The sequence below is a fragment of the Paenibacillus sp. BK033 genome, assembly GCF_004345425.1.
In the GTDB taxonomy this organism is placed as follows: Bacteria; Bacillota; Bacilli; order Paenibacillales; family Paenibacillaceae; genus Pristimantibacillus.
Genome location: NZ_SLVP01000003.1, coordinates 20,889 through 44,406, shown reverse-complemented (window position 1 = coordinate 44,406; position 23,518 = coordinate 20,889). Strand labels below are relative to the sequence as shown.

The 23,518-nt window shown below is 51.2% G+C and carries 18 protein-coding genes; 16 read left to right on the top strand and 2 right to left on the bottom strand.

What is annotated here, in order from left to right; all coding sequences use genetic code 11:
- Positions 1-17 precede the first annotated feature (17 nt).
- From EV294_RS12500 to EV294_RS12445, 12 genes are all read left to right on the top strand, one after another.
- Positions 18-563: a PRC-barrel domain-containing protein gene (locus tag EV294_RS12500; RefSeq protein ID WP_132307210.1), complete on the top strand. Its 546-nt coding sequence runs from the start codon at positions 18-20 to the stop codon at positions 561-563.
- A gap of 3 nt (positions 564-566) precedes the next feature.
- A complete protein-coding gene (locus EV294_RS12495) occupies positions 567-764 on the top strand; it encodes a hypothetical protein (protein ID WP_015845916.1) in 198 nt (65 codons plus the stop codon).
- A 171-nt stretch (positions 765-935) separates the two neighbouring features.
- Complete coding sequence (locus tag EV294_RS12490; RefSeq protein WP_132307209.1) at positions 936-2,660, top strand: methyl-accepting chemotaxis protein; 1,725 nt, start codon at positions 936-938, stop codon at positions 2,658-2,660.
- 112 nt (positions 2,661-2,772) lie between these two features.
- A complete protein-coding gene (locus tag EV294_RS12485; RefSeq protein WP_132307208.1) occupies positions 2,773-3,843 on the top strand; it encodes an AI-2E family transporter in 1,071 nt (356 codons plus the stop codon).
- Between the two features lie 540 nt (positions 3,844-4,383).
- On the top strand, positions 4,384-7,017 hold the full coding sequence (gene alaS / locus EV294_RS12480) for an alanine--tRNA ligase (protein ID WP_132307207.1): 2,634 nt from the start codon (positions 4,384-4,386) through the stop codon (positions 7,015-7,017).
- Positions 7,018-7,076: 59 nt separating this feature from the next.
- On the top strand, positions 7,077-7,334 hold the full coding sequence (locus tag EV294_RS12475; RefSeq protein WP_015845907.1) for an IreB family regulatory phosphoprotein: 258 nt from the start codon (positions 7,077-7,079) through the stop codon (positions 7,332-7,334).
- Between the two features lie 17 nt (positions 7,335-7,351).
- The gene (gene ruvX, locus EV294_RS12470) at positions 7,352-7,768 is read left to right on the top strand and encodes a Holliday junction resolvase RuvX (RefSeq protein ID WP_015845906.1); all 417 of its coding nucleotides are present in this window, start codon (positions 7,352-7,354) and stop codon (positions 7,766-7,768) included.
- An 8-nt stretch (positions 7,769-7,776) separates the two neighbouring features.
- Entirely contained in the window at positions 7,777-8,070 is a 294-nt protein-coding gene (locus EV294_RS12465) for a DUF1292 domain-containing protein (RefSeq protein ID WP_132307206.1), read from the top strand.
- Positions 8,070-8,384, top strand: a complete 315-nt coding sequence (locus EV294_RS12460) for a DUF1292 domain-containing protein (RefSeq protein ID WP_132307205.1) — start codon at positions 8,070-8,072, stop codon at positions 8,382-8,384. Before EV294_RS12465 ends, EV294_RS12460 begins: the two co-directional genes overlap by 1 nt.
- A 203-nt stretch (positions 8,385-8,587) precedes the next feature.
- On the top strand, positions 8,588-9,685 hold the full coding sequence (gene mltG / locus EV294_RS12455; protein ID WP_132307204.1) for an endolytic transglycosylase MltG: 1,098 nt from the start codon (positions 8,588-8,590) through the stop codon (positions 9,683-9,685).
- A gap of 195 nt (positions 9,686-9,880) precedes the next feature.
- Positions 9,881-12,037, top strand: coding sequence for a methyl-accepting chemotaxis protein (locus tag EV294_RS12450; RefSeq protein WP_243711650.1), 2,157 nt, complete (start codon positions 9,881-9,883; stop codon positions 12,035-12,037).
- Positions 12,038-12,130: 93 nt separating this feature from the next.
- Positions 12,131-13,960, top strand: coding sequence for a peptidoglycan D,D-transpeptidase FtsI family protein (locus EV294_RS12445; RefSeq protein WP_132307203.1), 1,830 nt, complete (start codon positions 12,131-12,133; stop codon positions 13,958-13,960).
- Here EV294_RS12445 and EV294_RS12440 read toward each other — a convergent pair.
- Entirely contained in the window at positions 13,946-15,097 is a 1,152-nt protein-coding gene (locus tag EV294_RS12440) for an AI-2E family transporter (RefSeq protein ID WP_132307202.1), read from the bottom strand. The two genes, EV294_RS12445 and EV294_RS12440, sit on opposite strands and share 15 nt — an antisense overlap.
- A 141-nt stretch (positions 15,098-15,238) precedes the next feature.
- Between EV294_RS12440 and EV294_RS12435 the strand changes: the two genes are divergently transcribed.
- Positions 15,239-16,642, top strand: coding sequence for a polysaccharide deacetylase family protein (locus EV294_RS12435; protein WP_132307201.1), 1,404 nt, complete (start codon positions 15,239-15,241; stop codon positions 16,640-16,642).
- 507 nt (positions 16,643-17,149) lie between these two features.
- Here EV294_RS12435 and ilvD read toward each other — a convergent pair.
- Positions 17,150-18,820 (bottom strand): dihydroxy-acid dehydratase, encoded by a 1,671-nt coding sequence (gene ilvD / locus EV294_RS12430; protein ID WP_132307998.1) that lies wholly within the window; start codon positions 18,818-18,820, stop codon positions 17,150-17,152.
- Positions 18,821-19,063: 243 nt separating this feature from the next.
- On the opposite strand from ilvD, the gene EV294_RS12425 reads away from it, so the two are divergent.
- The 3 genes from EV294_RS12425 to EV294_RS12415 are packed head-to-tail and all read left to right on the top strand — an operon-like array spanning position 19,064 to position 23,453.
- Entirely contained in the window at positions 19,064-20,716 is a 1,653-nt protein-coding gene (locus EV294_RS12425; RefSeq protein WP_132307200.1) for a response regulator, read from the top strand.
- Entirely contained in the window at positions 20,713-22,473 is a 1,761-nt protein-coding gene (locus tag EV294_RS12420) for a cache domain-containing sensor histidine kinase (RefSeq protein WP_132307199.1), read from the top strand. Before EV294_RS12425 ends, EV294_RS12420 begins: the two co-directional genes overlap by 4 nt.
- On the top strand, positions 22,470-23,453 hold the full coding sequence (locus tag EV294_RS12415; RefSeq protein WP_132307198.1) for a substrate-binding domain-containing protein: 984 nt from the start codon (positions 22,470-22,472) through the stop codon (positions 23,451-23,453). Before EV294_RS12420 ends, EV294_RS12415 begins: the two co-directional genes overlap by 4 nt.
- Positions 23,454-23,518: the final 65 nt, after the last annotated feature.

The window sequence follows — 23,518 nt, the reverse complement described above, 5'->3', positions numbered from 1 at the left end:
GAGGCATGAGGCACGCCATGATCAAACTCCAGCAATTAATCGGGCTGCCGGTGCTTGTCATTCATTCCGGGAAGCATGTCGGCAATGTACGAGACGCTTGGTTCGATGAACATTGGCGGTTAATCGGTCTTGTAGTAGAAGGCGCAAAATGGTTTGCGACATCGGTTAAAGCCGTCGAATGGGCGGAAGTGTTAACCTGCGGCGAAGACGCCGTACTCATATCAAGAGAATCCGCCGTAAAACCGGTTAAAGCCGCCGAGATCGGACGTTCTTTTGAGACCGGCGTCGTGAAGCTGAAGGACTTGCCTATGATAACGGTGCAAGGAATACAGCTCGGACGAGTGTCCGATGTTTATTTTTACCCGTTTCAGGGTACACAAATAGTAGGCTATGAGCTTACGGATGGCTTTATATCTGATCTGATGGAAGGGCGCAAATGGCTGAAGGCCCCGGAGGATCCGGATGCCGTGCTGCTCGGGGAAGACGCGATTATCGTTCCTGCTGTCAGTGAAGCGGAATTGGAGCCTGTCGCAGCTTCCAATTCGATAAATAGGGAGAAATGAAAGATGATGAGATGTCCCAACTGCAATTCAAAGGATATTGGTAAAATCGGTTCCCATCAGTTCTACTGCTGGGGCTGCTTCATAGAGCTGACAGTGAACGGTGAGAAAATGTCGGTCTATCAAGTGGAAGAGGATGGAACGCTGAGTTCGCTCGACGATTTGTTCTTTGAAGAGGAAATGCCGCAAATTCAAATCAATTAGCGGCTCTATAGATCAGGTGACGACTTCAGGACGGCTATGGGCCGTCCTTTTTGCTGTGCTTGGATGAAGCACAGGAGAATCGTATAGGAAATCATCAGAAATTTATATGTTCATGCGGAGCAGGACGAACGATAATCTTAGTACATTCTACGTATAACGGGGGAACTTCGCATGAAACAACTGGCAGCGGCTATTAAAAAGAGAACAGCCGTCCGAATTGCAATCAGACAAAAAATGATGGCTGCCTTTATCGGGGTGGCCGTACTGGTAGGGGCAGTCAGCGTCACCGCTTATATTTTTCTTCACCAAATCGACCGGTCGGCTTCCTCCATCATTCATACGAACACGAAAATTGCGGAGCAGGCCGCGGCTATCGAAACTTTGACGGAGCAGCAGAAAGGGATGTTATTTCATTATCTGTTGGAGCCTTCCGGTGAGTTGGAAGAGCTGTTGTTGAGAACAAACGGAGATCTGGAAGCGACAATTAAGCGGCTGGAAGGTTTATTGGCCGAAGATGACAGCTCGATCGCCGCCATGGATGAATCAAACCAAACCTTCAAGAGGCTGGTAAGCAAAGTAACGGGATATATGCATGACAACCGCCCGAATCTTGCGCAAGCTGAAGCGAAGATGTGGGCGATCCAGGTGTCAGAGCAGCTGTCTGTCACTGCAAATACAATTCAAAATGGGCAAAATAAGGCGATGGAGGGCAAATTGGCAGCTAATGCAGATCAGGTGACGCAGCTGTCACGGATCCTGCTTGCCGGAAGTTCTGCGGCGCTTCTGTTGTCTGTGCTGATTGGCTATTTTCTATCGCAATCCATTGTAAAGCCGACTCGTCGCCTGGTTAAAGCCGCAGAGCAAATAGCAGCATATGATTTGACTGGCGAAACCGTGCATGTGCACAAGCGGGATGAGCTTGGCGATCTTGCGGCCGCTTTTCATACCATGAATCTTCATTTGAGAAACATGATAGCCGAGGTGAGCAAACATGCCAGTCAAATGGCAGAAGCTGCGAACCAGACGAACATTGGATCCGGACATTTGCGGTCGGCTTCCGAGCAAATTACGACTATCGTTCAGGAAATCGCGCATGGTACCGAGCGGCAGGCCGACAGCATAGACCGCAGTACTGTCCGAATCGAAGCCATGTCGGGTTCGATGTCGCGGATGGAAGGGGTCGTTGGTGTTGCCCGAGAAAAGACGGCAGCGGCGCAAGAGGCTGCGTTGCAGGGGAGTACGGCAATGAATGCCGCTGTCCGGCAAATGAGCGCCATTTCAAGTACCATGGGTATTTTAACGGGATCTGTCCAGAAGCTTGGAGAACGCTCTGAAAAAATCCAGCTTGCTATCGAGCTAATCGCAGGCATTGCGCGGCAGACGAACTTATTATCCTTGAATGCTTCTATTGAAGCGGCACGAGCAGGCGCTGCCGGCCGGGGTTTTACCGTTGTTGCGAACGAAATCCGTCAGCTGTCGTCGCAGACGGCAAGCGCTGCACAGGAAATAGCGGAGCTTATCGCAAGCATCCGGACAGAAACGGGGGATGTTGTCGCCTCAACCAGAGGAAGCGCCGATGCCGTTCAGGCGGGAACGCGGGTCGTTGCTGAGGCAGGACTTTCCTTTGAGCGTATTGCAGCGGCTGTTGCCGAAATGGCCAGACAGATCGAGCAGATTGCCGTTATATCCGAAGCGACAGCGGGGGAAGCGGACAACGCAGCTCAATCGATGCTGCAAATCCGCGAGGTTGCCAAGGAAGCGTCAGCAGGCGCGCAGGATGTTTCCGCCCATGTGGAGGAGCAATATGCGGGAATCCAGCAAATCTATGCGTCTGCTCAGCTGTTAAGCCATACGTCGATCGAATTGAAGTTACTTGTCGGCAAATTTAAAGTGTAGCCATATTCTATAGGGCATTCATGGATGAAATGGACTGCTTGTACATATACTGAAGCAGATTGCTCTGTCAATCTTTAGGCTTTCGGTAATGAAACAAGCGGGGGTGAGGACGGTGGAACGGTTGACGAAGAGCCGTCTGTTCGTATGGCTGGTCTATATCATTATGGGGCTGCTTGCCCTTTATTTACTTCTACTGGTAAAGCCCATTTTCATTCATTTTTACGTGTTTTTAAGGTCGATTCTCGCCCCGTTTATTATCGCCATGATCGTATCTTACGTGCTGAATCCGATTGTTACGATGCTGCATGAGCGGAAGGTTCCCCGAACGGCAGCGGTTCTGCTGATTTATGCCGTATTTTGCGCGGCGCTGGCCGTCATTTTAGTTAACGTGATCCCGATGTTCAAGGAACAGATGGACCAGCTGAACCGCCATGTTCCCGATTTGACCTATCGAGCTGAAAGCCTCGTGACCGATTTGAACAATACGTCTTTTCTGCCGGACAGTATCCGGGACGGGATGAACAAGTCCATTTATCAGATGGAGAAGAAGCTGTCGGATACCGTTTCCCATTTCATTAACAATATCGGGTCTGTCGTGAATGCGGTATTTATCGCTTTTATCATCCCGTTCCTGGCATTTTATATATTGAAGGACTTCGATTTGTTCGAGCGGACGGTCATCACCTACGTTCCGAAGTCGCACCGCAAGCATACCGTCAGGCTGCTCAAGGATATCGATACGGCGCTCGGAAGTTACATCCGGGGGCAATTTATCGTCTGCATCATCGTTGGCATACTCGCCTATATCGGGTACGTCATCATTGGGCTTCCGTATCCGCTTCTGCTTGCCAGCATTGTATCCGTGACAAACATTATCCCGTACTTGGGCCCATTCTTTGGCGCGGCTCCGGCCCTTCTCGTTGCGTCAACAATCTCTATGAAAATGGTGCTGTTTGTCGCCATCGTCAACATGGCCTGCCAAGTGCTTGAGGGCAATGTCGTATCCCCGCAGGTGGTTGGGCGTACGCTCCATATTCATCCGCTTGCTATTATCTTCGCCTTGCTCGTCGGAGGAGAGATTGCCGGCATTGTAGGGATGATTTTGGCGGTTCCGATCTTCGCGGCGCTTAAAGTGATCGTCCAGCATATTTTCGCTTATTATGTCAGGCGAAAGACCATTTGACAGACGATCCGTTGGCCGATATACTTTAGACAGTTGCAGCAACTACTACATGCAAAAGCGTTGATGGAAGGAAGTAAGCCATAGCCCGTCAATCAGAGAGAGAGCTTCTTCGCCTTAGGGCGTCGGCTGTAAGAGCTCTTGGGACGAAGAATGGCCGAAAGCTACTTTCGGAGTGTGAACGAACTTCACCGGGAGGACCCGTTATCGTCCATACGAGGAGATTGCTTTTGAATGCGGCGGCAAGCGTGCGTTCGGGCAATAACCAGGGTGGTACCGCGATATTAAATTCGTCCCTGTCTTATGACAGGGACTTTTTTATGTTCCAAAACAAACTTTTAAAGGTTTGAAGAAGTGAGCGGCGTCGGCGCGCGGAGAGAAAGGTTGTAGCTTTTGGAGCGACAGCGTCCGCCTTTGTTTTTGAATTTTAACCTTGTACATATCGTTCAAGAAATTCAAAAACAACAGCGGCCAAAGGCTCAACCTTTCTCGCAGTGCCCATCATGCTGATCTCAACTCAAATTTTAACGGAGGTTATTAACCATGAAAGCAAGTGAAATTCGTTCCAAATGGCTTTCCTTCTTCGAAAGCAAACGACACCATATCGAGCCAAGCGCATCGCTGGTCCCTCACAACGATCCGTCGCTGCTCTGGATCAATGCGGGCATGGCTCCGCTCAAGCCTTATTTCGACGGACGCGTCATTCCTGACAATCCGCGCATCACGAACTCGCAGAAATGTATCCGCACGAACGATATCGAGAATGTCGGCAAAACCCGCCGCCATCATACGTTCTTCGAGATGCTGGGCAACTTCTCCATTGGCGACTATTTCAAAGAGGAAGTCATCACTTGGGCTTGGGAGTTTCTGACGAGCAAAGAATGGATCGGCTTCGATCCTGAGCGCCTCTCCGTTACGGTATATCCGGAAGACGAGGAAGCGTACAAATACTGGAACGAGAAAATCGGCCTTCCGGCCGAGCGCATCTACAAGCTGCAGGACAACTTCTGGGATATCGGCGAGGGCCCTTGCGGACCTTGCACCGAAATTTTCTATGACCGCGGCGAGAAGTACGGCGACCTGAACGATCCGGAATGCTGGCCGGGCGGCGAGAACGAGCGCTTCCTTGAAGTATGGAATCTTGTATTCTCCCAATTCAACCATAACAAAGACGGCAGCTACACGCCGCTTCCGAACAAAAACATCGATACGGGCGCGGGGCTCGAGCGTTTCGCTTCCATCCTGCAGGATGTGGATTCCAACTTCGATACCGACCTGTTTATTCCGATCATCGAGCGCACCTGCGAAATCGCCGGTGTGAAGTACCATGTCAATGCCGAGCATGACGTTGCGCTGAAAGTAATCGCCGACCATATCCGTACGGTTGCCTTTGCGGTGGGCGACGGCGTTATGCCTTCCAATGAAGGACGAGGCTACATTATCCGCCGATTGCTACGCCGCGCCGTGCGTTACGGAAAAACAATCGGCATCGACCGTCCGTTCCTGTATGAGCTGACTTCCGTCGTAGGCGAGATTATGGGCGTCTACTATCCGGAGGTTGTCGACAAACGCGAGTTTATCGAGCGCGTTATCCGTACGGAGGAGGAGCGTTTCCACGAAACCTTGTCCGACGGTCTTGTCATGCTGTCCGATCTGGTTGCAGCAGCACGCAAAGCGGGCACAACAGAGATCGGCGGCGAGGACGCATTCCGCCTGTACGATACGTACGGCTTCCCGTTTGACCTGACAGAGGACTTTGCTTCCGAGAACGGCATGACCGTTGACCGCGAAGGCTTTGACTCTGCGATGGAAGCTCAGCGCGAACGCGCTCGCGCAGCCCGCCAGGATACAGGCGGCATGAACGTACAAGGCGGTCCGCTTGCCGACTTTACGGTTAAAAGTGAATTTGTTGGCTATAATGAACTGGTAACAGAAGCCCAAATCACAGCTATCGTCCATGAAGATTCGCTGGTAGACCTCGTAGGCGAAGGCAGCCGCGTGCTTGTGCTGCTCGACCGTACTCCTTTCTATGCGGAAAGCGGCGGTCAAATCGGCGACAAAGGCACGATCGTAGGCAACGGATTTACGCTGCAGGTTGAAGATGTAACAAAAGCGCCGCATGGCCAAAGCGTACATCACGCCGTGGTCGCTTCCGGTACCGTTCGTACTGGAGAGACTGTGGAGGCTGTCGTTATCCGTTCGGTACGCGAGGATGTCATCAAGAACCATACGGCAACTCACTTGCTGCACAAAACACTGAAAGAAGTGCTTGGCGACCACGTTAACCAGGCAGGCTCGCTTGTACAGGCAGACCGCCTGCGTTTCGACTTCTCCCATTTCGGCAGCATTACGCCTGAAGAACTGACGGAAATCGAGCGCAAGGTAAACGAGCAAATCTGGATTGGAACTCCTGTTGTAATCGAGAGCAAGCCGATTGCGGAAGCAAAAGCAATGGGCGCTATGGCGCTGTTTGGCGAGAAGTACGGCGACATCGTGCGCGTTGTGCAAGTCGGCTCTTACAGCATCGAGCTGTGCGGCGGCTGTCACGTAGCGAATACGTCCCAGATCGGTATGTTCAAGCTGGTAAGCGAGAGCGGCATCGGTTCCGGCGTACGCCGTATCGAAGCAGTAACCGGCCGCCATGCGTACGGCTATACGGAAGGTCAGCTTGATCTTCTGAAGCAGGCTTCGGCGCTTCTGAAAGCTAACAACAACGATGTTCCAAAACGGATTGAAGCCCTGTTCGCGCAAGTGAAAGAGCTGGGACGCGAGAACGAATCGCTGCAGGCGAAGCTGAGCCGCATCGAAGCAGGCTCCCTTGAGCAAAGCGCGAAAACCGTTGGCGAAGTAACCGTATTGAGCGCGAAGGTCAGCGCGCCTACAATGGATGCTCTCCGCGGCATTGCAGACGAGCTGAAAGCGAAGCTGCCTTCTGCGGTTATTATCCTCGGCGCCGTGCAAGAGGACAAAGTCAGCCTAGTTGCTGCCGTATCGGCCGATCTGGTCAAGAAAGGCTTCCATGCCGGCAAGATCGTCAAGGAAGCGGCTGCGCATTGCGGCGGCAGCGGCGGCGGACGTCCGGATATGGCGCAAGCCGGCGGCAAAGACGCTTCGAAGCTGGACGAAGCTTTGAAACTTGCCGAAGAACTGGTTCTTAACCAATCAAATGTGATATGATAGCAGTGTAAATGTAATAAACTAGTTAATAAATGCGGTTGGAAAGCGAGGTGCTGGCGATGAATTCCATGGACAACACGATGAAGTTTAATGTGAAGGCGGAAGGCGAATCTTCCTCACAAGACATTTTGCTTACGGTGCATGAGGCGCTTCTGGAGAAAGAGTATAATCCGATCAATCAGATTGTTGGGTATTTGCTGTCCGGAGATCCCGCCTACATTCCACGGCATAACAACGCCAGAAGCTTAATTCGCAAGAAAGAACGCGATGAACTCATTGAAGAGCTTGTCCGGTTTTATCTGAACAACAAGAAATAAGAATTTGGGAGCCGGATATGAGAACAATGGGTTTGGATTACGGTGACCGCAACATCGGAGTTGCGGTCAGCGACGCGTTCGGCTGGACCGCGCAGGGACTGGAAACCGTTCACAAGCGCAGGGACGGCGGCGAAATGGATCGGATTGCCGAGCTGGTGAAAGAGCATGAAGTAACGGAAATCGTTGTGGGACTGCCGAAAAATATGAACAATACGATTGGCCCCCGCGGCGAAATAAGTATGGCATTCGCAGAGCAGCTTCAGCAAACACTAAACTTGCCTGTTCACCTTTGGGATGAACGGCTGACAACGGTATCCGCCGAGCGGACTTTGCTTGAGGCGGATGTTAGCCGGAAGAAGCGAAAGCTAGTAATAGACAAAATGGCGGCAACGCTTATTTTGCAAAATTATCTCGATTCTAAAACGAAAAGGTGAGGGTTGCGATGACAAAGGATGACCTGCAGTTCGAAGAACCGGAAATTATTTATATTCCGGATGAAGACGGCAACGAAGAAGAATTCGAAGTCATCATGAAGTTTGAAGTGGATGGCTCTGATTCGAAATATATGATGGTTGTTCCGCTTGCAAGCGAAAGTGACGAGGAAGATGAAGTATACGCTTTCCGTTATGAAGAAGAAGGCGACGACCTGAAGCTGTACACGATCGAAGACGAGGAAGAGTGGAACATGGTTGAAGAAACCTTCAACACGCTTCTCGGCGAGATGGAGGAAAATTAATGGCAGATAACGAGCGCATTATTCCGGTTCCGCAAGAGCGGCTTCGGGAAGTGTTCGGGAATGTAATCGAGCTGGTCTCTGAACACGGAAGTCTCGACAAATTCGAGATCAAAGCAGAGTTTCAGCTGGGCCCGTACGTTTATGCCGCTCTGCAATCGCCTGATATGAAGAAAGAGCAGGAGGTCGAGCTGTTTCGCGTCATTCTGACCGATAACGGCGAGCCTCAGCTTGAAACGATTGAGGACGATGATGAGTGGGAACTTGCGGCGGAAGCCTACGATGATCTTCTGTTCGCAAACGACGAAATGCCTTAATTGCATAAGCTAGTTAAAAAGAGCGGCTCCCACCGCTCTTTTTCTCAGGCTTTCGAAGGAAATTATTGTCGGAAAATGGATGAAACTGATGAATTAGAGTCTATGTCATAACTTCTAAGATTATGCTTACGAAGTAATGAATCATCACAATGGCCGGAATATGGCCATTAGGGTGATAATTCATTTTAGGAGGAACGCGGTTGGTGCAATCGAGACAACAGCATTCGAAATCAGGACCATCGGCAGGCCGGATTGCCCTGTGGGTCGTTTTATCACTCTTGGCTCTCCTTATTATTGGAGCGGGGAGTGTCTTTTTGTATGTTTGGAACGGGTTAAAGCCGACAGCTGCCGGCGAACCTGTCCGAATTGAAATCGCAAAGGGCGCTTCGGCGATTGCGGTATCCGATACGCTGGAGGAGCATGGCATTATCAAGAATTCTTTTTTGTTTAAATATTACTTGAAGGCCAAAAACGAAGGCTCGCATTTCCAGGCCGGCGTCTATGATCTAAGCCCGGGAATGGAGAATGACGAGATCATCGCAAAGCTAAACAGCGGGGATACGGTAGCCGAAGCCATGATTCGGTTTACGATTCCGGAAGGCTTCACTTTGCTTCAGATTGCCGACAAGCTGTCGGAGGAAAAGCTGATCGACAAGGAAAAATTCCTGGCGCTTGCGGATTCTGCCCCGGGCTGGGAAGGCGCGGAGGCCGTAAAATCGATACCCGCCGACGATAAGCTTCATCACCGGCTGGAAGGGTATTTGTTCCCGGAGACCTACGAGCTGAAGAAGGGGAGCACGGAAGAGGATATTCTCAAGCGGATGATGGCGGAGTTGGATACGAAGTTGGATACCTTGCCCGAGGGCTGGACGGATGTTCTTGCCGAGCGCAAGCTGACGCTTCATCAGCTGCTCACGATCGCGTCGCTGATCGAGCGGGAGGTGGTTGTCGATGAAGAGCGGCCGATTGTGGCCGGCGTCATCTATAACCGTCTGACGAAAGGAATGCCTCTCCAGATCGACGCGACCGTTCAATACTTGCTGGATAAGCCAAAGGAACGGTTATACGAGAAGGATCTGCAGATTGACAGTCCGTACAACACGTACAAGATTGACGGACTGCCGCCGGGACCGATCGCAAGCCCAAGTCTCGCTTCGATTAAAGCGGCTTTATATCCGGAGAAAAACGATTACTTCTATTACGTCACCAAGAAAGACGGCTCGCAGACGCATCTGTTTGCCAAGACCTACAAAGAGCATCTGAAAAATATCGAAACAAGCAATGAAACGGCCGCGAAATAAGGCGGAAATTATCGACAAGGAAGGACGTATGTCCTTCCTTGTTTTTTATTGGGAAAAATAGTTTTTGAAATCTACTAATCAATTGACATTTTCCGACCGATATAAAATAATAGGACTGTACATACCAAAATAGGGTAATAGAACTAGACCGATCCAACCGACAAACTACATAACGATAAAGAGGCGGTGTCTTGCATGAAGAAAACGGACAAACCTAAAAAAGTTAAAGAGAAACCGCAAAATATGAAAGCGCAATCAAAGGCGCAGGCGGTTACCGCTCAAACAACGAAGCAAGTAACGCAGACATTCACATCCATTTTCTCCAACCCATTAAAGTCAGTAGGTACAAAGCTGTTCCTGATTATCTTTGTGAGCATTATCGCGTGCGTCTTGGTTGTGGGTCAAATGGCCTACTCGAAAGCGAAAAACATCGTTGAAGATAAAGTATCAAGCGCAAGCTTCGAGACGATTGCGCAGGCTTCGGCGAACTTGGATATTATACTTAAGACGTATGAGGATCTGTCGATGCAGATCATGATCGATAAAGAATTCCATAAGCTGGTTTCTACCCTGGAAGACAGCACGGAAGCTTTTGATTTGTTTGAGGCAGAGAAGGATTTGGGAGACCGACTGCAAAATGCGGTGATGAGCAACAAGGCGATTATCGGCGCTTATTTGCTGCCGCTGGACGATAAACTTCCGGTGATTACGTACGGGACGGCCTCCGTGGCCGTTGCCCCTGATTTAATGAAATCGGATTGGTTCGAGAAGACGAAAACCTCTAAGGGCGGCGTGAACTGGATCGAAACGCAGCCAACCGGTTTTGGCACAAAGGACAAGCTGCCGTCGATTGGTCTCAGCAGGCAAATGAACAACACGACAACCAACGCGGCGTCCTATATCCTGTTGCTCGAGCTTAACCTCGAGGATATCCGCGCGCAATATGAAGACGTCTCGCTTGGCGAAGGCAGCAAAATTTACCTGGTGGACAGCGACAACAAGTATATCTCAGCCCCGGATAACAGTCTGATCGGCAAAGGAAATGTAGTGAAGCTGAATATTGACGAAGAAGGCTCGTTGAAAGAGAAGTCCACTGACGGGGAAGAGGTTCTGTCCGTATTCAAGACGCTGGATACGGCCGGCTGGAGACTGGTCGGCACCATCCCGGTTAACGAGCTTGTGAAAGACGCCGGCGTTATTAACAAAATGACCTGGCTGATTGCGCTGGTTGCGATGTTTATTGCGATTGCGATCGGCATGCTGGTTATCCGCACCGTCGCTATGCCGCTTATTGCGATGCGCAATCTGATGAACGAAGGCGAACGCGGCAATTTGACCGTTCGCTCGAAAATAACGAATCGTCAGGATGAGATCGGTCAGCTTGGCGACAGCTTTAACAAAATGATGATACAGATTACGGCGCTTGCCAAGCAAACGACCCAATCCGCCGATGATGTATTGTCTACGGCCGGCGAGCTGACCGATGTGTCGAAGAAGACGGCGATCTCGGCAAGAGAGATTTCCGTGGCGACGGAAGAGATCGCAAGCGGCGCGTCCAGCCTTGCGGTAGAGGCTGAAAGAGGCAGCGATCTGACAGGCAATATCAATCATCAAATGAAGTCGGTCATGGAAGCAACCGGTCATATGGTTGAATCTGCCGGCGAAGTGGAGAAGGCCAGCCAGCAAGGTACGGCGTATATGGGTCTTCTTATCCAGAAGACGGGCATGACGGAAGAAATGACCCGTTCCATGGTAGAGAAGGTGGACAGCCTCAAGCTTAGCACGGGGTCTATCGTTAAAATTCTGGATGTACTGAACAATCTGACGAAGCAGACGAATATCCTCTCGCTGAACGCAACCATTGAAGCGGCACGGGCCGGAGCGGCAGGAAAAGGTTTTATGGTCGTCGCCGACGAGATCCGTAAGCTGGCGGATCAATCCCGTCAATCGATCGATGTCGTAGGCCAGATTACGGAGACGATTATGACGCAGATCGAAGAGACGGTGACGGTATTGTCGGATGCGTACCCGCTGTTCCAGGAGCAGATCGGTTCGGTTAAAGAAGCAAACCAGCTGTTCCTGACGGTGCAGAACCAAATGGGGCAATTCGTGCAGAAGCTCGATTCGGTAACGAATTCGATCACCATGCTGGATCAATCGCAAGTGGTGTTAACGGAGGCAATGGTGAATGTGAGCGCGGTAGCTCAGCAGTCCTCGGCTACTTCCGAAGAGGTCGCGTCGCTCAGCACCGAGCAGCTTAGCATCAGCAACGGGCTGGTTAACCTGTCCGAGAAGCTGGACGCCGTATCCCGCGGTCTGAAGGAGTCGTTGTCCCGTTTCAAAATCGATTAATCATGCAGCCGTCCAAATGGATGAAAGATCCGTTTGGACGGTTTTTTTGTGCTTCGGAAGGGCGATAATGTCTAATGACTGGAGGCGCCTTACATGAAAAGACGTATTGCCGTAATCGGGTTATTATTTGTATTTATTTTGTCCGGGTTTATCGCTAGGCTTGCTTGGCTGCAACTGACCCCGGGCTACGGGCATAAGAACGCCGCTGCCGCCATGGGCCGAACCAGCTGGAAGCGGATGTCGGTTATGCAGCGTGAACGGAATCTCGTGCTGGATTCAGGCCGGGGAGATTTCGTAGACCGGAATAATAGATCCATTACGGGGGAGACGTATTATACGCTTGCCTTATTTCCCGTTCCCGTGAATACGCAGTTTGAAGATCCTGAAGCGGAACAGAACTGGCATCGGAATGCCCGGCAGCTAGCCGCGATTCTGAATGTAACGGAAAGTGAGCTGGTGAGCCGGTGGCAGGAGCTGCGGGAGCCATCCTTCTGGCATAAAGGGAAGGAGAAGCTGCCTTACCGTTTATCGGACAAGCAGCTTCAGAAGCTGACTCAGCTTCACTTGAACGGAGTAAGGGCATTGCCTTACCGGAACCGGTATTTAACGGCATTTGCCGCCAAACAGGCGATTGGCTATATCAGCCAGCATCCCGAGCATCTTGAATTGGCGTATTCGAAGGAGCTAGTGTCGGGTAAACGGAAAATCAATGAGCTGATAGGCGGTTCGGGTCTTGAAAAGTCGCTGGATGATCTGCTTCATGGCGCCGGCGCTACATCCGTCTCTTATTTTACGGACGGCAACAAGGGGCCGCTGCTGGGGCTGAATTATCGGGTTACGGGACCGGGAAATCCGTATTATCCGCTTCAAGTACAGACAACGCTTGACCTTGAGCTGCAGAACAGGATTGAAGCTTATATCGATGCCATACCGCTGAAGGAAGGGGCGGTTGTTGTTCTGGACGCGAACAATGGAGACATTGTGGCAATGATCTCTCGGCCGCAGATGGAGCCGCTGCAGCTGGACAATGAGAAGGAATGGGCCAATCATGCGATTCAAGCGGCTGTTCCGGGCTCCATCTTTAAGCTGGTTACGGAGGCCGCTGCCCTGGAAGCGGGAGTGACAAACGAGAAGGAGCGTTTTACTTGCAATGGGGAATACGGCAAATACGGCTTGTCCTGCTGGAAAGAGGGGGGGCATGGCACGCTCACGCTGCAGGAGGGACTCGCGCAGTCCTGCAATATTGTATTCGCGACGATCGCCGAGCGGTTAAGCGCGGAGCAGCTGCAGCGAACGGCAGCTGCTCTTGGGATCGGGAAGCCAGCCGGCTGGCATTCGGAACGGGCCTTTGGTCCGTTCCGTCATCCGCTCCGGCTGCTTGGGGAAGAGGAAGCCGGGCGGTTATTCCCGGCTTTGGCCAGTGTAAAGACGGATGGCGGCGTCATGGCGCAATCCGCCATTGGGCAGCGTGATGTATTGATGACGCCGCTGCAGGCGGCGAATCTGGTCGTTACGCTGCTAAACCACGGGCGCGTAATGGAGCCGCGCCTCGTCCGGGAAATCCGCTATGCCAACGGCCAGCGGATGGTTACTATGCCCGCGAAGAGCGCTCCGGCGGAGGACGGCCGAATTCGCCCGGCCACCGCGCGCAAGCTGCTTCGCGGCATGGAGATGGTTGTCGACCATGGGACAGGGCGGTCGATCCGGGAGGGTGCGTGGGCGGTAGCCGGCAAATCCGGTACCGCGGAAATAACAAAGGCCGGAGCGCCCCGCGTGAACCAATGGTTCACGGGATACGGTCCGGCCCGGAAGCCCCGTTATGCGGTTGCGGTGCTGGCGGAGAATCGTCCGCCGGGCAGCAGCAACCAGGCGACGGCGCTTTTTCGCGGCGTAATGGATATTCTCGCTTTATACGCCCGTTGAACGTTGATTGCTATCGATTTCCTCCTCGGCAGCTGCCGGGAACGGATTGACGTCATATTCGCCCTGCGGCGTGCGGATCCAGCGGTGGAAGAAGCCTTGCTCGTACAGCGCCTTGATCAGAATAATAATGATTGGCGACAGGATAACGCCTGCAACGCCGAACAAATGCAGCGATACGATCATGCACGACAGCATCGTGAAGGCGGATACGCCAAGCGTATCGCCCGTGATTTTAGGCTCCACGATATGGCGAGTCAGCACAACGGCAACTAACAATACCGACAGCCATACGGCAAGCGAGGTTTGACCAACCAGGAACAAATAAATGATCCAAGGGATAAACAGCGTACTGACGCCAAGAAGCGGCAATACGTCGAAGATCCCGGCCGTAAAGGATATGGCGAAAGCATTCTCCACTCTAAGAACAAGCAGCGCCGCGAAAATAACGAGGAACGTAATACTCATCATTTTTGCCTGAGCCTTCACATAAGCTCCGATACCTTTAAATACATTTTCTCTAAGGAAGAAGAAAGCTTTCTTGAACGTATTGGGCGTCTTGTTGTTGGCGGTTATCTTCCATACTTTAATCTCGATGCTCAGGAAGTAGGCCAGAATAATCCCGATAACGAAGTTGAATATAAAGGTGGAGAACGAGGAAATATATCCGATCAATCCGGTGAAAATAATATTGGCCAGCTTCGGCAAATATTCCGTTGCCCCGTTTATGTATTCGGTAATTTTTTCCACCCATTCGGGAGGCAGAGCTTTGAGCTTTTGCTGGAAGACGCTTGAATCGTCCTGCACCTGTTCTTTGAACAGCTGTTGGTATTGCGGCAGTTTCACCTTGATGAAGTCGGTGCCTTGGCTCGTAATAATATAGGCTAGTCCGGAAAAAATGCCGATAATAATTAGGGAGAACACGAGCACCGATATGCCGGAAGCAATCGATTTTTTGATCCCGATCTTGTTGAGCCACCTAGCCAGCGGCTCGATGAACAGGTAAATCACAAAGGCAAAGAAAATAGGCGTTGCGATCTTGTAAAGGTAGCTGAAGGCGAACATCACCAGATAGACCGTAAGGGCAATAAGCGCTATGTCGAATGCGGTACGCCAGTATTTCTTGTAAAACGGAAGCATACAATAATCTCCTCTCGTACAGGAATCAAATCCCTGTTGTGATTGTACTATAATTTTTAAAACGATGCCTATAATTAATGCTCATATGGTACAATTAAAGGTATCGTGTTTATAACTTTCATAAACGGTGGGGAATACAAAATGTTACAATTGCTGCTTTGGGCATTTTACTTCTTGTCCTTGTATGCCTTTATCCCTGCGCTTATCAGCCGTGTTTTCGGATTTCGTGTATTCAAGAAAGGCCGTGTCACAAGCGAGATCGCTTTAACGTTCGATGATGGTCCGGATCCTGAATATACGCCCCAGCTGCTTGATCTGCTTGCCCGTTATAAGGCGAAAGCCACGTTTTTCGTAGTAGGCTCACATGCAGAGAAGCATCCGGAAATTCTGCGGAGAATGCAAGAGGAAGGTCATGTCGTCGGTATTCATAATTATGTTCATAAAACCAACTGGTTTATGAGGCCCAAGACCGTTCGCGCCCAGATCGATCGTACCTCAGACGTAATACGGGAGGCCATAGGAATCCGTTCCGCTTTTTATCGGCCGCCTTGGGGGATCGTTAACGTATTCGATTTCATGAACCGCCATAAAATGCAAATCATTTTGTGGTCGGCCATTTTTGGCGATTGGAACGTTAAGCTTGGCGCAGAGCGACTTAAGCAAAAAATGATGAAAAAGATGCATCCCGGAGAAGTATTGCTGCTGCACGACTGCGGACGCACGCCGGGAGCGGATCCAACAGCACCGGCCAATATGCTGATTGCTCTTGAAGCTTACATGGAAGAAGCGACGAAGCGGGGCTTTCGGTTTGTCGGCATAGCGGAGATGATGAAATTGACAGAGAGAACGCCGAAACGGTCTGTGTTGAAGAACGCGCTGGTTGGAGCATGGCTGCTCTACGAGAAGCTGTACCACGTTGTTTTCCGGCTGAAAAACGTTGGGGGAGCAGACTCGGCCTTTCATTACCGAGTTATCAAATATCATGGTGAGCCCATTAAGCTGGCGGATAACGGCTTCTTGAAGAACGGCGACAAGATTGTTGAGCTGCATTTCGACAACAAAATGCTTTCTTCGATTGCTTTGCAGTCGGGTTCTCCGTTAGCGACGGGAATTCGGCTGCTCCGGGAAATGGAACAGGCATTGCCGGTTTTGGCGAGAACGCTCGCTAAGGACCCTGAGGTCGAAGGCGTGCGAGCGGTCTATGGCGTGACCATGATCCATCGCGGCGCGGACCGGTTAGGCTTCCAGGTGGAGCCGCTTCCGGAAGGCATGTTCGCGCGGTCAACCCGGATATACTTGAAAATTCTTACAAGCGTTCTTACCAATAAGCAGCGCAATGCAAGAGGCAAAGCAAAGCGGGATTCCATCAAGCCCCATATGCTGTTGATGCCGCTGGAGCAGCTTCTTATGTTCGCCGTAAACGGTGCGCATGCCTCCTCGACCAAACCGGTAAAGCTTCATCAAGAAGTGGCCGCCGCAAAATCGGCTCCTTCCCCAGAAAATTCGGATGCTTCCGAACTGGACAGCAACCCATCAGTTATTTAACAGTAGCCGGGCAGTCAATGACTGCCTGGCTTTTTTGTCCCTTTTTCTTCTACCCTAACCTAGCCCAAACGCAGCTATTGTAGAGCTATAGCATGAACTAGAGGATCTGATGCAAATGTTACTGGAACGACTACCGTTAGGAGGCGTTGAGTGTTTAGGGTGGTTGGATTGGGTTGGTTCTCCGACAGGGAGGCGCAACAGCCTGATATTCACCTGTGCCCGGGTCATCAGGCACATTACACTCTCCCCCAGGGAGCAGAATGTGGAGTCAGCGACGTCGCCTCTGCTGCTGCCGTTTGCTCCAACGGAGCAGACGTATATCTCTGGAGAAGCGGAGCGTTCGCCTTTGGTTACCGGATTCCAACTTTGCTAAAAGTTGAATCAGAGGAATCCGGAACCAACAGCGATCGGAAGAGATATACGTCTGCGGAGTGCTGTGGCGCTACAAAACAAACCAAAAAATAAGAAAAGCAGCCCCCAAAGGAGCTGCTCCACAATTTCTGCGAACTACATCTTCATTACGCCGCCCGTACTAGCATTCGTAACAAGGTGCGAGTAGCGAGCCAGGTAGCCGCGTTTGATTTTCGGTTCGAAGCCAGGCCATGCGGCACGGCGTTTTTCCATCTCTTCGTCGCTGATGAGAAGGTTAATTCCACGGTTGTTCATATCAAGTTCAATGATGTCGCCGTCTTGAACGAAGGCGATCGGACCGCCTTCTGCCGCTTCCGGAGATACGTGGCCGATGCTGATGCCGCGGGATGCGCCGGAGAAACGACCGTCGGTGATCAGGCCGACTTTAGTGCCAAGACCCATGCCGACGATTTGCGAAGTTGGAGCAAGCATCTCTGGCATGCCAGGACCGCCTTTAGGACCTTCGTAGCGGATAACGACTACATGACCTTCTTTCACTTTGCCGCCGGCGATGCCGGCAAGTGCATCGTCTTGGGAGTCGAAGCAGATCGCTGGACCTTTATGGTAGCCGCCAACCGATTTGTCAATAGCGCCGACTTTAACGATCGAGCCGCCTGGAGCCAGGTTGCCGAACAATACAGCCAAGCCGCCGCGTTCGCTATGCGGGTTATCGATCGTGCGGAGAACATCTGTATCTAGGATTTCACAGCCTTCAACATTCTCCCGAAGGGTTTTACCAGTAACAGTTATACGCGAACCATCCAATGCGCCATCTTTTTTGAGCAGCTCATTAAGAACGGCGCTTACGCCGCCTGCAACATGAACATCTTCGATGTGGTAATCGGATGCTGGAGCAATTTTAGCAAGATGCGGAACGCGTTCTGCAATTTCGTTAATGCGTTCGATTGGATACTCGATACCGGCTTCATGCGCAATAGCAAGCGTATGCAGAACGGTATTTGTAGAACCGCCCAAAGCCATATCAAGAGCAAATGCGTTGTCGATTGTTTCTTTTGTCACGATATCACGTGGTTTGATGCCAAGTTCGATCAGTTTCATCAGCTGGCGAGCCGATTCTTTAACGAACTCTTTACGCTCGGGCGATACAGCAAGGATCGTACCGTTACCTGGCATTGCAAGGCCAAGACCTTCTGCCAGACAGTTCATCGAGTTTGCAGTAAACATGCCGGAGCAAGATCCGCAAGTCGGACAACCGAATTGTTCCAATTCAGTAAGACCTACTTCATCAATTGTGCCAGCGATATATTGGCCTACGCCTTCAAATACGCTAGTCAGGGAGATTGCACGGCCGTCGGATGTTCTGCCGGCTTTCATTGGTCCGCCGCTTACGAGCATGGTTGGGATGTTAACACGAAGGGCACCCATCATCATGCCAGGCGTAATTTTGTCGCAGTTAGGAATGCAGACCATACCGTCGAACCAGTGCGCGTTAACTACTGTTTCTATGGAGTCCGCAATAATCTCGCGGCTAGCAAGGGAATAACGCATCCCGATGTGACCCATCGCGATTCCGTCGTCTACGCCGATTGTATTGAATTCGAACGGCACGCCGCCCGCTTCGCGAATTGCTTCTTTAACCAGTTTGCCGAACTCCTGCAAATGGACATGACCCGGAATGATATCGATATAGGAGTTACAAACCGCGATAAACGGTTTGCCGAAATCTTCTTCTTTTACGCCTGCTGCCCGCAGAAGACTGCGGTGAGGTGCGCGGTCAAATCCTTTTTTGATCATGTCTGATCTCATTTTCTTAGGCGCCATGCTAGTCCCTCCCATGTAATGTCATACCTTTGAGTTTATCATATCGGACAAACATTGGCTACAAGAGCAGAAGCCGTGAATGGTCGTAAATGCTTGTAAAACAGAGCAAATTAGGCTTATTATGGTCATTACGCTTTTACTGCCTACAATTTTCGATAAATTTAATGTTATCGTCTTTTTATTTGTGGCAAAATGAGTACTGGTTTGATGAAGGAGGAAACAGACGTCATGTATAAACTTCTGCTTGTTGATGACGAACCGGAAGTAACGGAAGGCCTCATGATGGAGATTGACTGGGAGAGCTGCGGCTTCTCTGAGGTGAAGACCGCCGGGAACGGGAAAGAAGCGACGGAGCTTGTTGAAAAAATGGAGCCGGATGTGCTCATTACCGATATTAGCATGCCCTATATGAACGGCCTCGAGCTTGCCGATTGGGTAAAAAAAATGTATCCCATTACCCGTGTCGTCATTCTGACCGGGCATGACGAATTTGAATATGCCAAGCAGGCCATTAATCTGCAGGTGGAGGCTTACGTGCTTAAGCCGTTCTCGGGGAGCCAGTTGACGGAAACGGTGCTTCAAGTGAAGCGCCGGATGGATGAAGAGAGGGAGATGCGCAACAACGTCGAGCTCTTGCAGGAGCATTACCGCATGACGCTGCCGATCGTCCGCGAAAAGTTCCTGTCTTCCTTAATAACGAGGCATCAGTCGCTGGCAAGCATCCGGGAAAAAGCGGATAAATACGGCATGGAGCTGGAGGGCGAAGGTTATGTGGTCTCGGTAATCTCCGTACTCCATTCGGACAAGCCGGAAGAGGAGCTTGACCCTCTTCATGCGGTCTCCTCGATCAAGGATCTTGATCTGAAGCTGTTTTCCATTACGAACATCGCAAGCGAGATCTGGTCCAGACACAAACTGGGCAGAGTGTTTATTCACCAGGACCAGGTTGTCCTGTTTACGGTTAGCACAGGGGGCCAGGACGAAGAAGTAATGGAGGCTACCCAGGACGCGTTGAAAGAAATTTTGCAGAGCATTGAAAGATTCCTGAAGCTTCCCGTCATGATTGGAGTCGGGAGGTTTACCCGGGATATCCGCGGCTTGAAGTATTCGTATGAAGCGGCGGAGGTGGCGCTCGATTACCGCAGAATTCTCGGAATCAACCAAATTATTTGCATCGACGATATGGAAGAACGCGTGCAGGAGAGGCTGATCTTTGACGAGTGGAAGGAGCAGAATCTCGTTCGGTCCATCAAGGTGGGGACTGAGCAGGAGCTGACCGATGTCATCGATGAGCTCTTTGACGATCTCGCGCGCGTGCAAGCGCCGGTGCCGGTGCATAACTTCGAGCATTATCTGCTGGAAATGGTAACGGCTATTATCAAGCTTTCCAAAATGATCGACGACGGTACGGACAAGGACCCTATCTTTGCGGTTGGCATATTGGATCAATACCAGAAGCTGAATACGCTGAACGAGACAAAAGCCTGGTTCACGGAGCTGTGCGGCAAGGTGCGCAGCCGGATTGCAAGCCGCAGGCAGCATTCGTATAAGCATATCGTAGAGGAAGCGATTCAATTTACGAAAAGCCATTTCAACGACCGCGAGCTCTCGATAAACGTCGTCTGCACTCATCTTCATATTAGCACGGGCTATTTCAGCAGCTTGTTCAAGAAGGAAGTGAAGATGACCTACGGCGCTTACCTCCTGCAGCTTCGCATGGAAGCGGCGAAGGAATACCTGAGAACGACCGAGCTGAAGACCTTCGAGATTGCGGAGAAGGTTGGCTTCGCCGACCCGAACTATTTCAGTCTTTGCTTCAAGAAATACGCTGGAGTATCCGCCAAGGAATACCGAAGCGGCTTAACGGAGTCTTCCAGATGAAGAGCGGGAGCAGCAAAAGCATCCAATACATTTTGTCCGTCTCCCTCATCTTATTCTCGGTCTTTATTATTATCGTCGTCAGCACGGTGCTGTACAGCCGGTTTGCCGCTACGGCGGAGGAGAACGCCTTCCGCAATTCGCAGCAGATTGTCGATCAGGTCAGCTACAGTCTGGAAAATAACGTGCAGGCAACGTCCGACCTGTTCAACATGATGTACCATACCATCACGCAGAGCGGCGACGTGGACTCGGAGAGTCTGCACCGGCAGCTGGCGACAATGATGTCTACCCGCGCGGATACGGTCTCGCTAGCCCTGTTTGATGATAAGGGACAGCTTGTTATGGATCTTCCGGCCGTCGAGATGAAGAAGGCGCTTGATGTAACAAGCGAAAGCTGGTTCCAAAGCGCGCTGGATACGCCGGGCCATCTATCCATCTCGCTGCCGCATGTGCAGAACCTGTACAAGGAGCAGTTCAGATGGGTCGTTTCGCTCAGCAAGAGTATTACGATTATCCATAACGGCAAGCCCATCCAAGGCGTTCTGCTGCTGGACGTTAACTTCAACACGATTGACGAGCTATCCGACAGGGTTAGTCTAGGCGAGAAGGGCTATGTTTACATTCTGGACGAGTCGGCCGGCAACATTGTTTACCACCCCCAGCTGCAGCTTATTTACGCGGGGCTAAAAAACGAGAACGTTGAGCTTGCGCTCAAACATACGTATGGCAGCTATATCGACAAAACGTCCAGCGCTCCCAAAATCATCAGCGTTCAGACGATCGGCAACGTAGGCTGGAAGGTTGTAGGCGTATCCTACAGGAATGAAGCCATGACCTCCATTTCGGAGCTGAACAGATCCGTGTTTCAGCTTCTTCTTGCTTTAATTTTTATTGTTGTGCTGCTGTCGAGCATCGTCTCGCGGCGGATATCAAAGCCCATCAAGCAGCTGGAGCTGTCCATGAAAAATGTGGAGCATGGCCATTTCGAGCAGACGGCCATAGGAGAAGGACCGCTCGAGGTCCGGCAGCTGGCTGACCGGTTTAACATTATGATCGGCACGATCAAGAAGCTGATGAAGCAGATCGTCACCGAGCAGGAGAGCAAACGTACCTATGAGCTTGAGGCTTTGCAGGCCCAGATTAACCCGCATTTTCTATACAATACCCTGAATTCGGTTGTGCGCATGGTCGGGATGAACAAGAACGAGGAAGTGACCACGATGATTACCTCCTTATCGAGGCTCTTCAGAATTAGTCTTGGCAAAGGGAAAAGCGTCATTACGATAGCCGATGAGCTTGAGCATGCCCGGAACTACCTCGTTATTCAGCAGATGAGGTTTAAGAACAAGTTCGATTTTTCGATTGAGGCGGATGAGGAAGTCTTGACTTACGCCACTCTGAAGCTAATCGTTCAGCCCCTCATTGAGAACGCTCTTGTCCACGGTATCGAGCCTTCGGTTGATAAAGGTCATATTCGGATTAACGCTAAGCTGGACGGCCGGGATATCGTGATTGAAGTAAGGGACAACGGTCTTGGCATGAGCGAGGAGCGGCTGAAGCAGGTGAACGACGGTCAAGTGACCAGCTCCAAGGGCTCGGGAGTGGGCGTGATGAACGTGCAGGAGCGGATCCGTTTGTTTTACGGACCGACGTATGGCCTGCGGTTCGAAAGCGAGCTTGAGGAAGGGACGACCGTTACGATTCGTTTCCCGGCGATGGAATTGAAGCAGGCGGAAGGGAGGGAGCAGGGGGAATGAGCCGGAGACAAAGAATGATTGTTGGCATACTGCTAGCGGTTTCTGCCCTGGCTCTCCTGATTTCGGCGTTTAACCCCGGATTTCTGGAGAGGAAGAAGAAGCCTTCCGATATCGCCATTCAAGTTATTTTGCGGTCAAGCGAAGGCGATTACTGGGAAAATGTCATGCTTGGCGCACAAGCTGCGGTCAAGGAATTCGGCATTACGATGTATACGACCGCTTCGCACGATGAGACGGATGCTGACGGGCAGATGCAGGCCGCAAGGCAGGCGCTTGCAGCAAAGCCGGATGCGATTGTGCTTGCCGCCAGCGATGACGAGCTGTTTGCCCCATTCCTGAAAGAAGCGGCCGAACGGCATATTCCGGTTATTGCCATCGACAGCGTGCTCACTTCGGGGAAGACGAGATCGTATATCGGCATGGACAACTACGAGGCGGGCGGGGAAGCACTCCGCGAATTGGCCGAACAGCTCGGAAGGCAAGGCGAAATCGCCATAGTCTCCCATGCGGCAGGAGGGATTAACGGCAGGCTTAGAGCCCAGGGGATTATTGATGCTGCCGCCAGATATCCGAATATCCGCATTGTCGACCAGGTGCCATGCAGCGGCGATCATGACGTTTGCAGCAACGCCGTAGCAGTGGAGCTGCATAAGCGTCAGCTGGACGGCATCATTGCGCTAAATACGGAAGCCTCGATTGGCGCGGCGAAGGAGCTGAGGAACGAGCAGGCAGCCGACCGGATCAAGCTTATCGGCTTTGACAGCTCGCCGGAGCTGCTGGAGCTGCTGCAGGAGAATCAGCTTCAGAAGCTTATCGTACAAAATCCTTTCAGTATGGGGTATCTCGGCATGAAATATGCAATGGAAGCCGCCCTTGGTCATAAAGTCCCATCCCGTGTCGAGATTCGAAACAAGCTGATCGACAAGAAAAACATGTTCTGGAAGGACAACCAGAAGCTGTTGTTCCCTGTCGTGCAATGATTAGAAACTGATGAGAATATTAATAAAAAAGATGAGAATATTAGATTCGAATCCATTTCAAATTT

What these genes read in the sequence shown, in the direction of transcription:
- EV294_RS12445 (WP_132307203.1), top strand. Translation starts at nt 12,131, where the DNA reads ATGAAAAGACGTATTGCCGTAATCGGGTTATTATTTGTATTTATTTTG.
- EV294_RS12450 (WP_243711650.1), top strand. Translation starts at nt 9,881, where the DNA reads ATGAAGAAAACGGACAAACCTAAAAAAGTTAAAGAGAAACCGCAAAAT.
- EV294_RS12500 (WP_132307210.1), top strand. Translation starts at nt 18, where the DNA reads ATGATCAAACTCCAGCAATTAATCGGGCTGCCGGTGCTTGTCATTCAT.
- EV294_RS12425 (WP_132307200.1), top strand. Translation starts at nt 19,064, where the DNA reads ATGTATAAACTTCTGCTTGTTGATGACGAACCGGAAGTAACGGAAGGC.
- alaS (WP_132307207.1), top strand. Translation starts at nt 4,384, where the DNA reads ATGAAAGCAAGTGAAATTCGTTCCAAATGGCTTTCCTTCTTCGAAAGC.
- EV294_RS12490 (WP_132307209.1), top strand. Translation starts at nt 936, where the DNA reads ATGAAACAACTGGCAGCGGCTATTAAAAAGAGAACAGCCGTCCGAATT.
- EV294_RS12465 (WP_132307206.1), top strand. Translation starts at nt 7,777, where the DNA reads ATGACAAAGGATGACCTGCAGTTCGAAGAACCGGAAATTATTTATATT.
- EV294_RS12440 (WP_132307202.1), bottom strand. Translation starts at nt 15,097, where the DNA reads ATGCTTCCGTTTTACAAGAAATACTGGCGTACCGCATTCGACATAGCG.
- ilvD (WP_132307998.1), bottom strand. Translation starts at nt 18,820, where the DNA reads ATGAGATCAGACATGATCAAAAAAGGATTTGACCGCGCACCTCACCGC.
- EV294_RS12435 (WP_132307201.1), top strand. Translation starts at nt 15,239, where the DNA reads ATGTTACAATTGCTGCTTTGGGCATTTTACTTCTTGTCCTTGTATGCC.
- EV294_RS12495 (WP_015845916.1), top strand. Translation starts at nt 567, where the DNA reads ATGATGAGATGTCCCAACTGCAATTCAAAGGATATTGGTAAAATCGGT.
- EV294_RS12420 (WP_132307199.1), top strand. Translation starts at nt 20,713, where the DNA reads ATGAAGAGCGGGAGCAGCAAAAGCATCCAATACATTTTGTCCGTCTCC.
- EV294_RS12415 (WP_132307198.1), top strand. Translation starts at nt 22,470, where the DNA reads ATGAGCCGGAGACAAAGAATGATTGTTGGCATACTGCTAGCGGTTTCT.
- ruvX (WP_015845906.1), top strand. Translation starts at nt 7,352, where the DNA reads ATGAGAACAATGGGTTTGGATTACGGTGACCGCAACATCGGAGTTGCG.
- EV294_RS12475 (WP_015845907.1), top strand. Translation starts at nt 7,077, where the DNA reads ATGAATTCCATGGACAACACGATGAAGTTTAATGTGAAGGCGGAAGGC.
- EV294_RS12460 (WP_132307205.1), top strand. Translation starts at nt 8,070, where the DNA reads ATGGCAGATAACGAGCGCATTATTCCGGTTCCGCAAGAGCGGCTTCGG.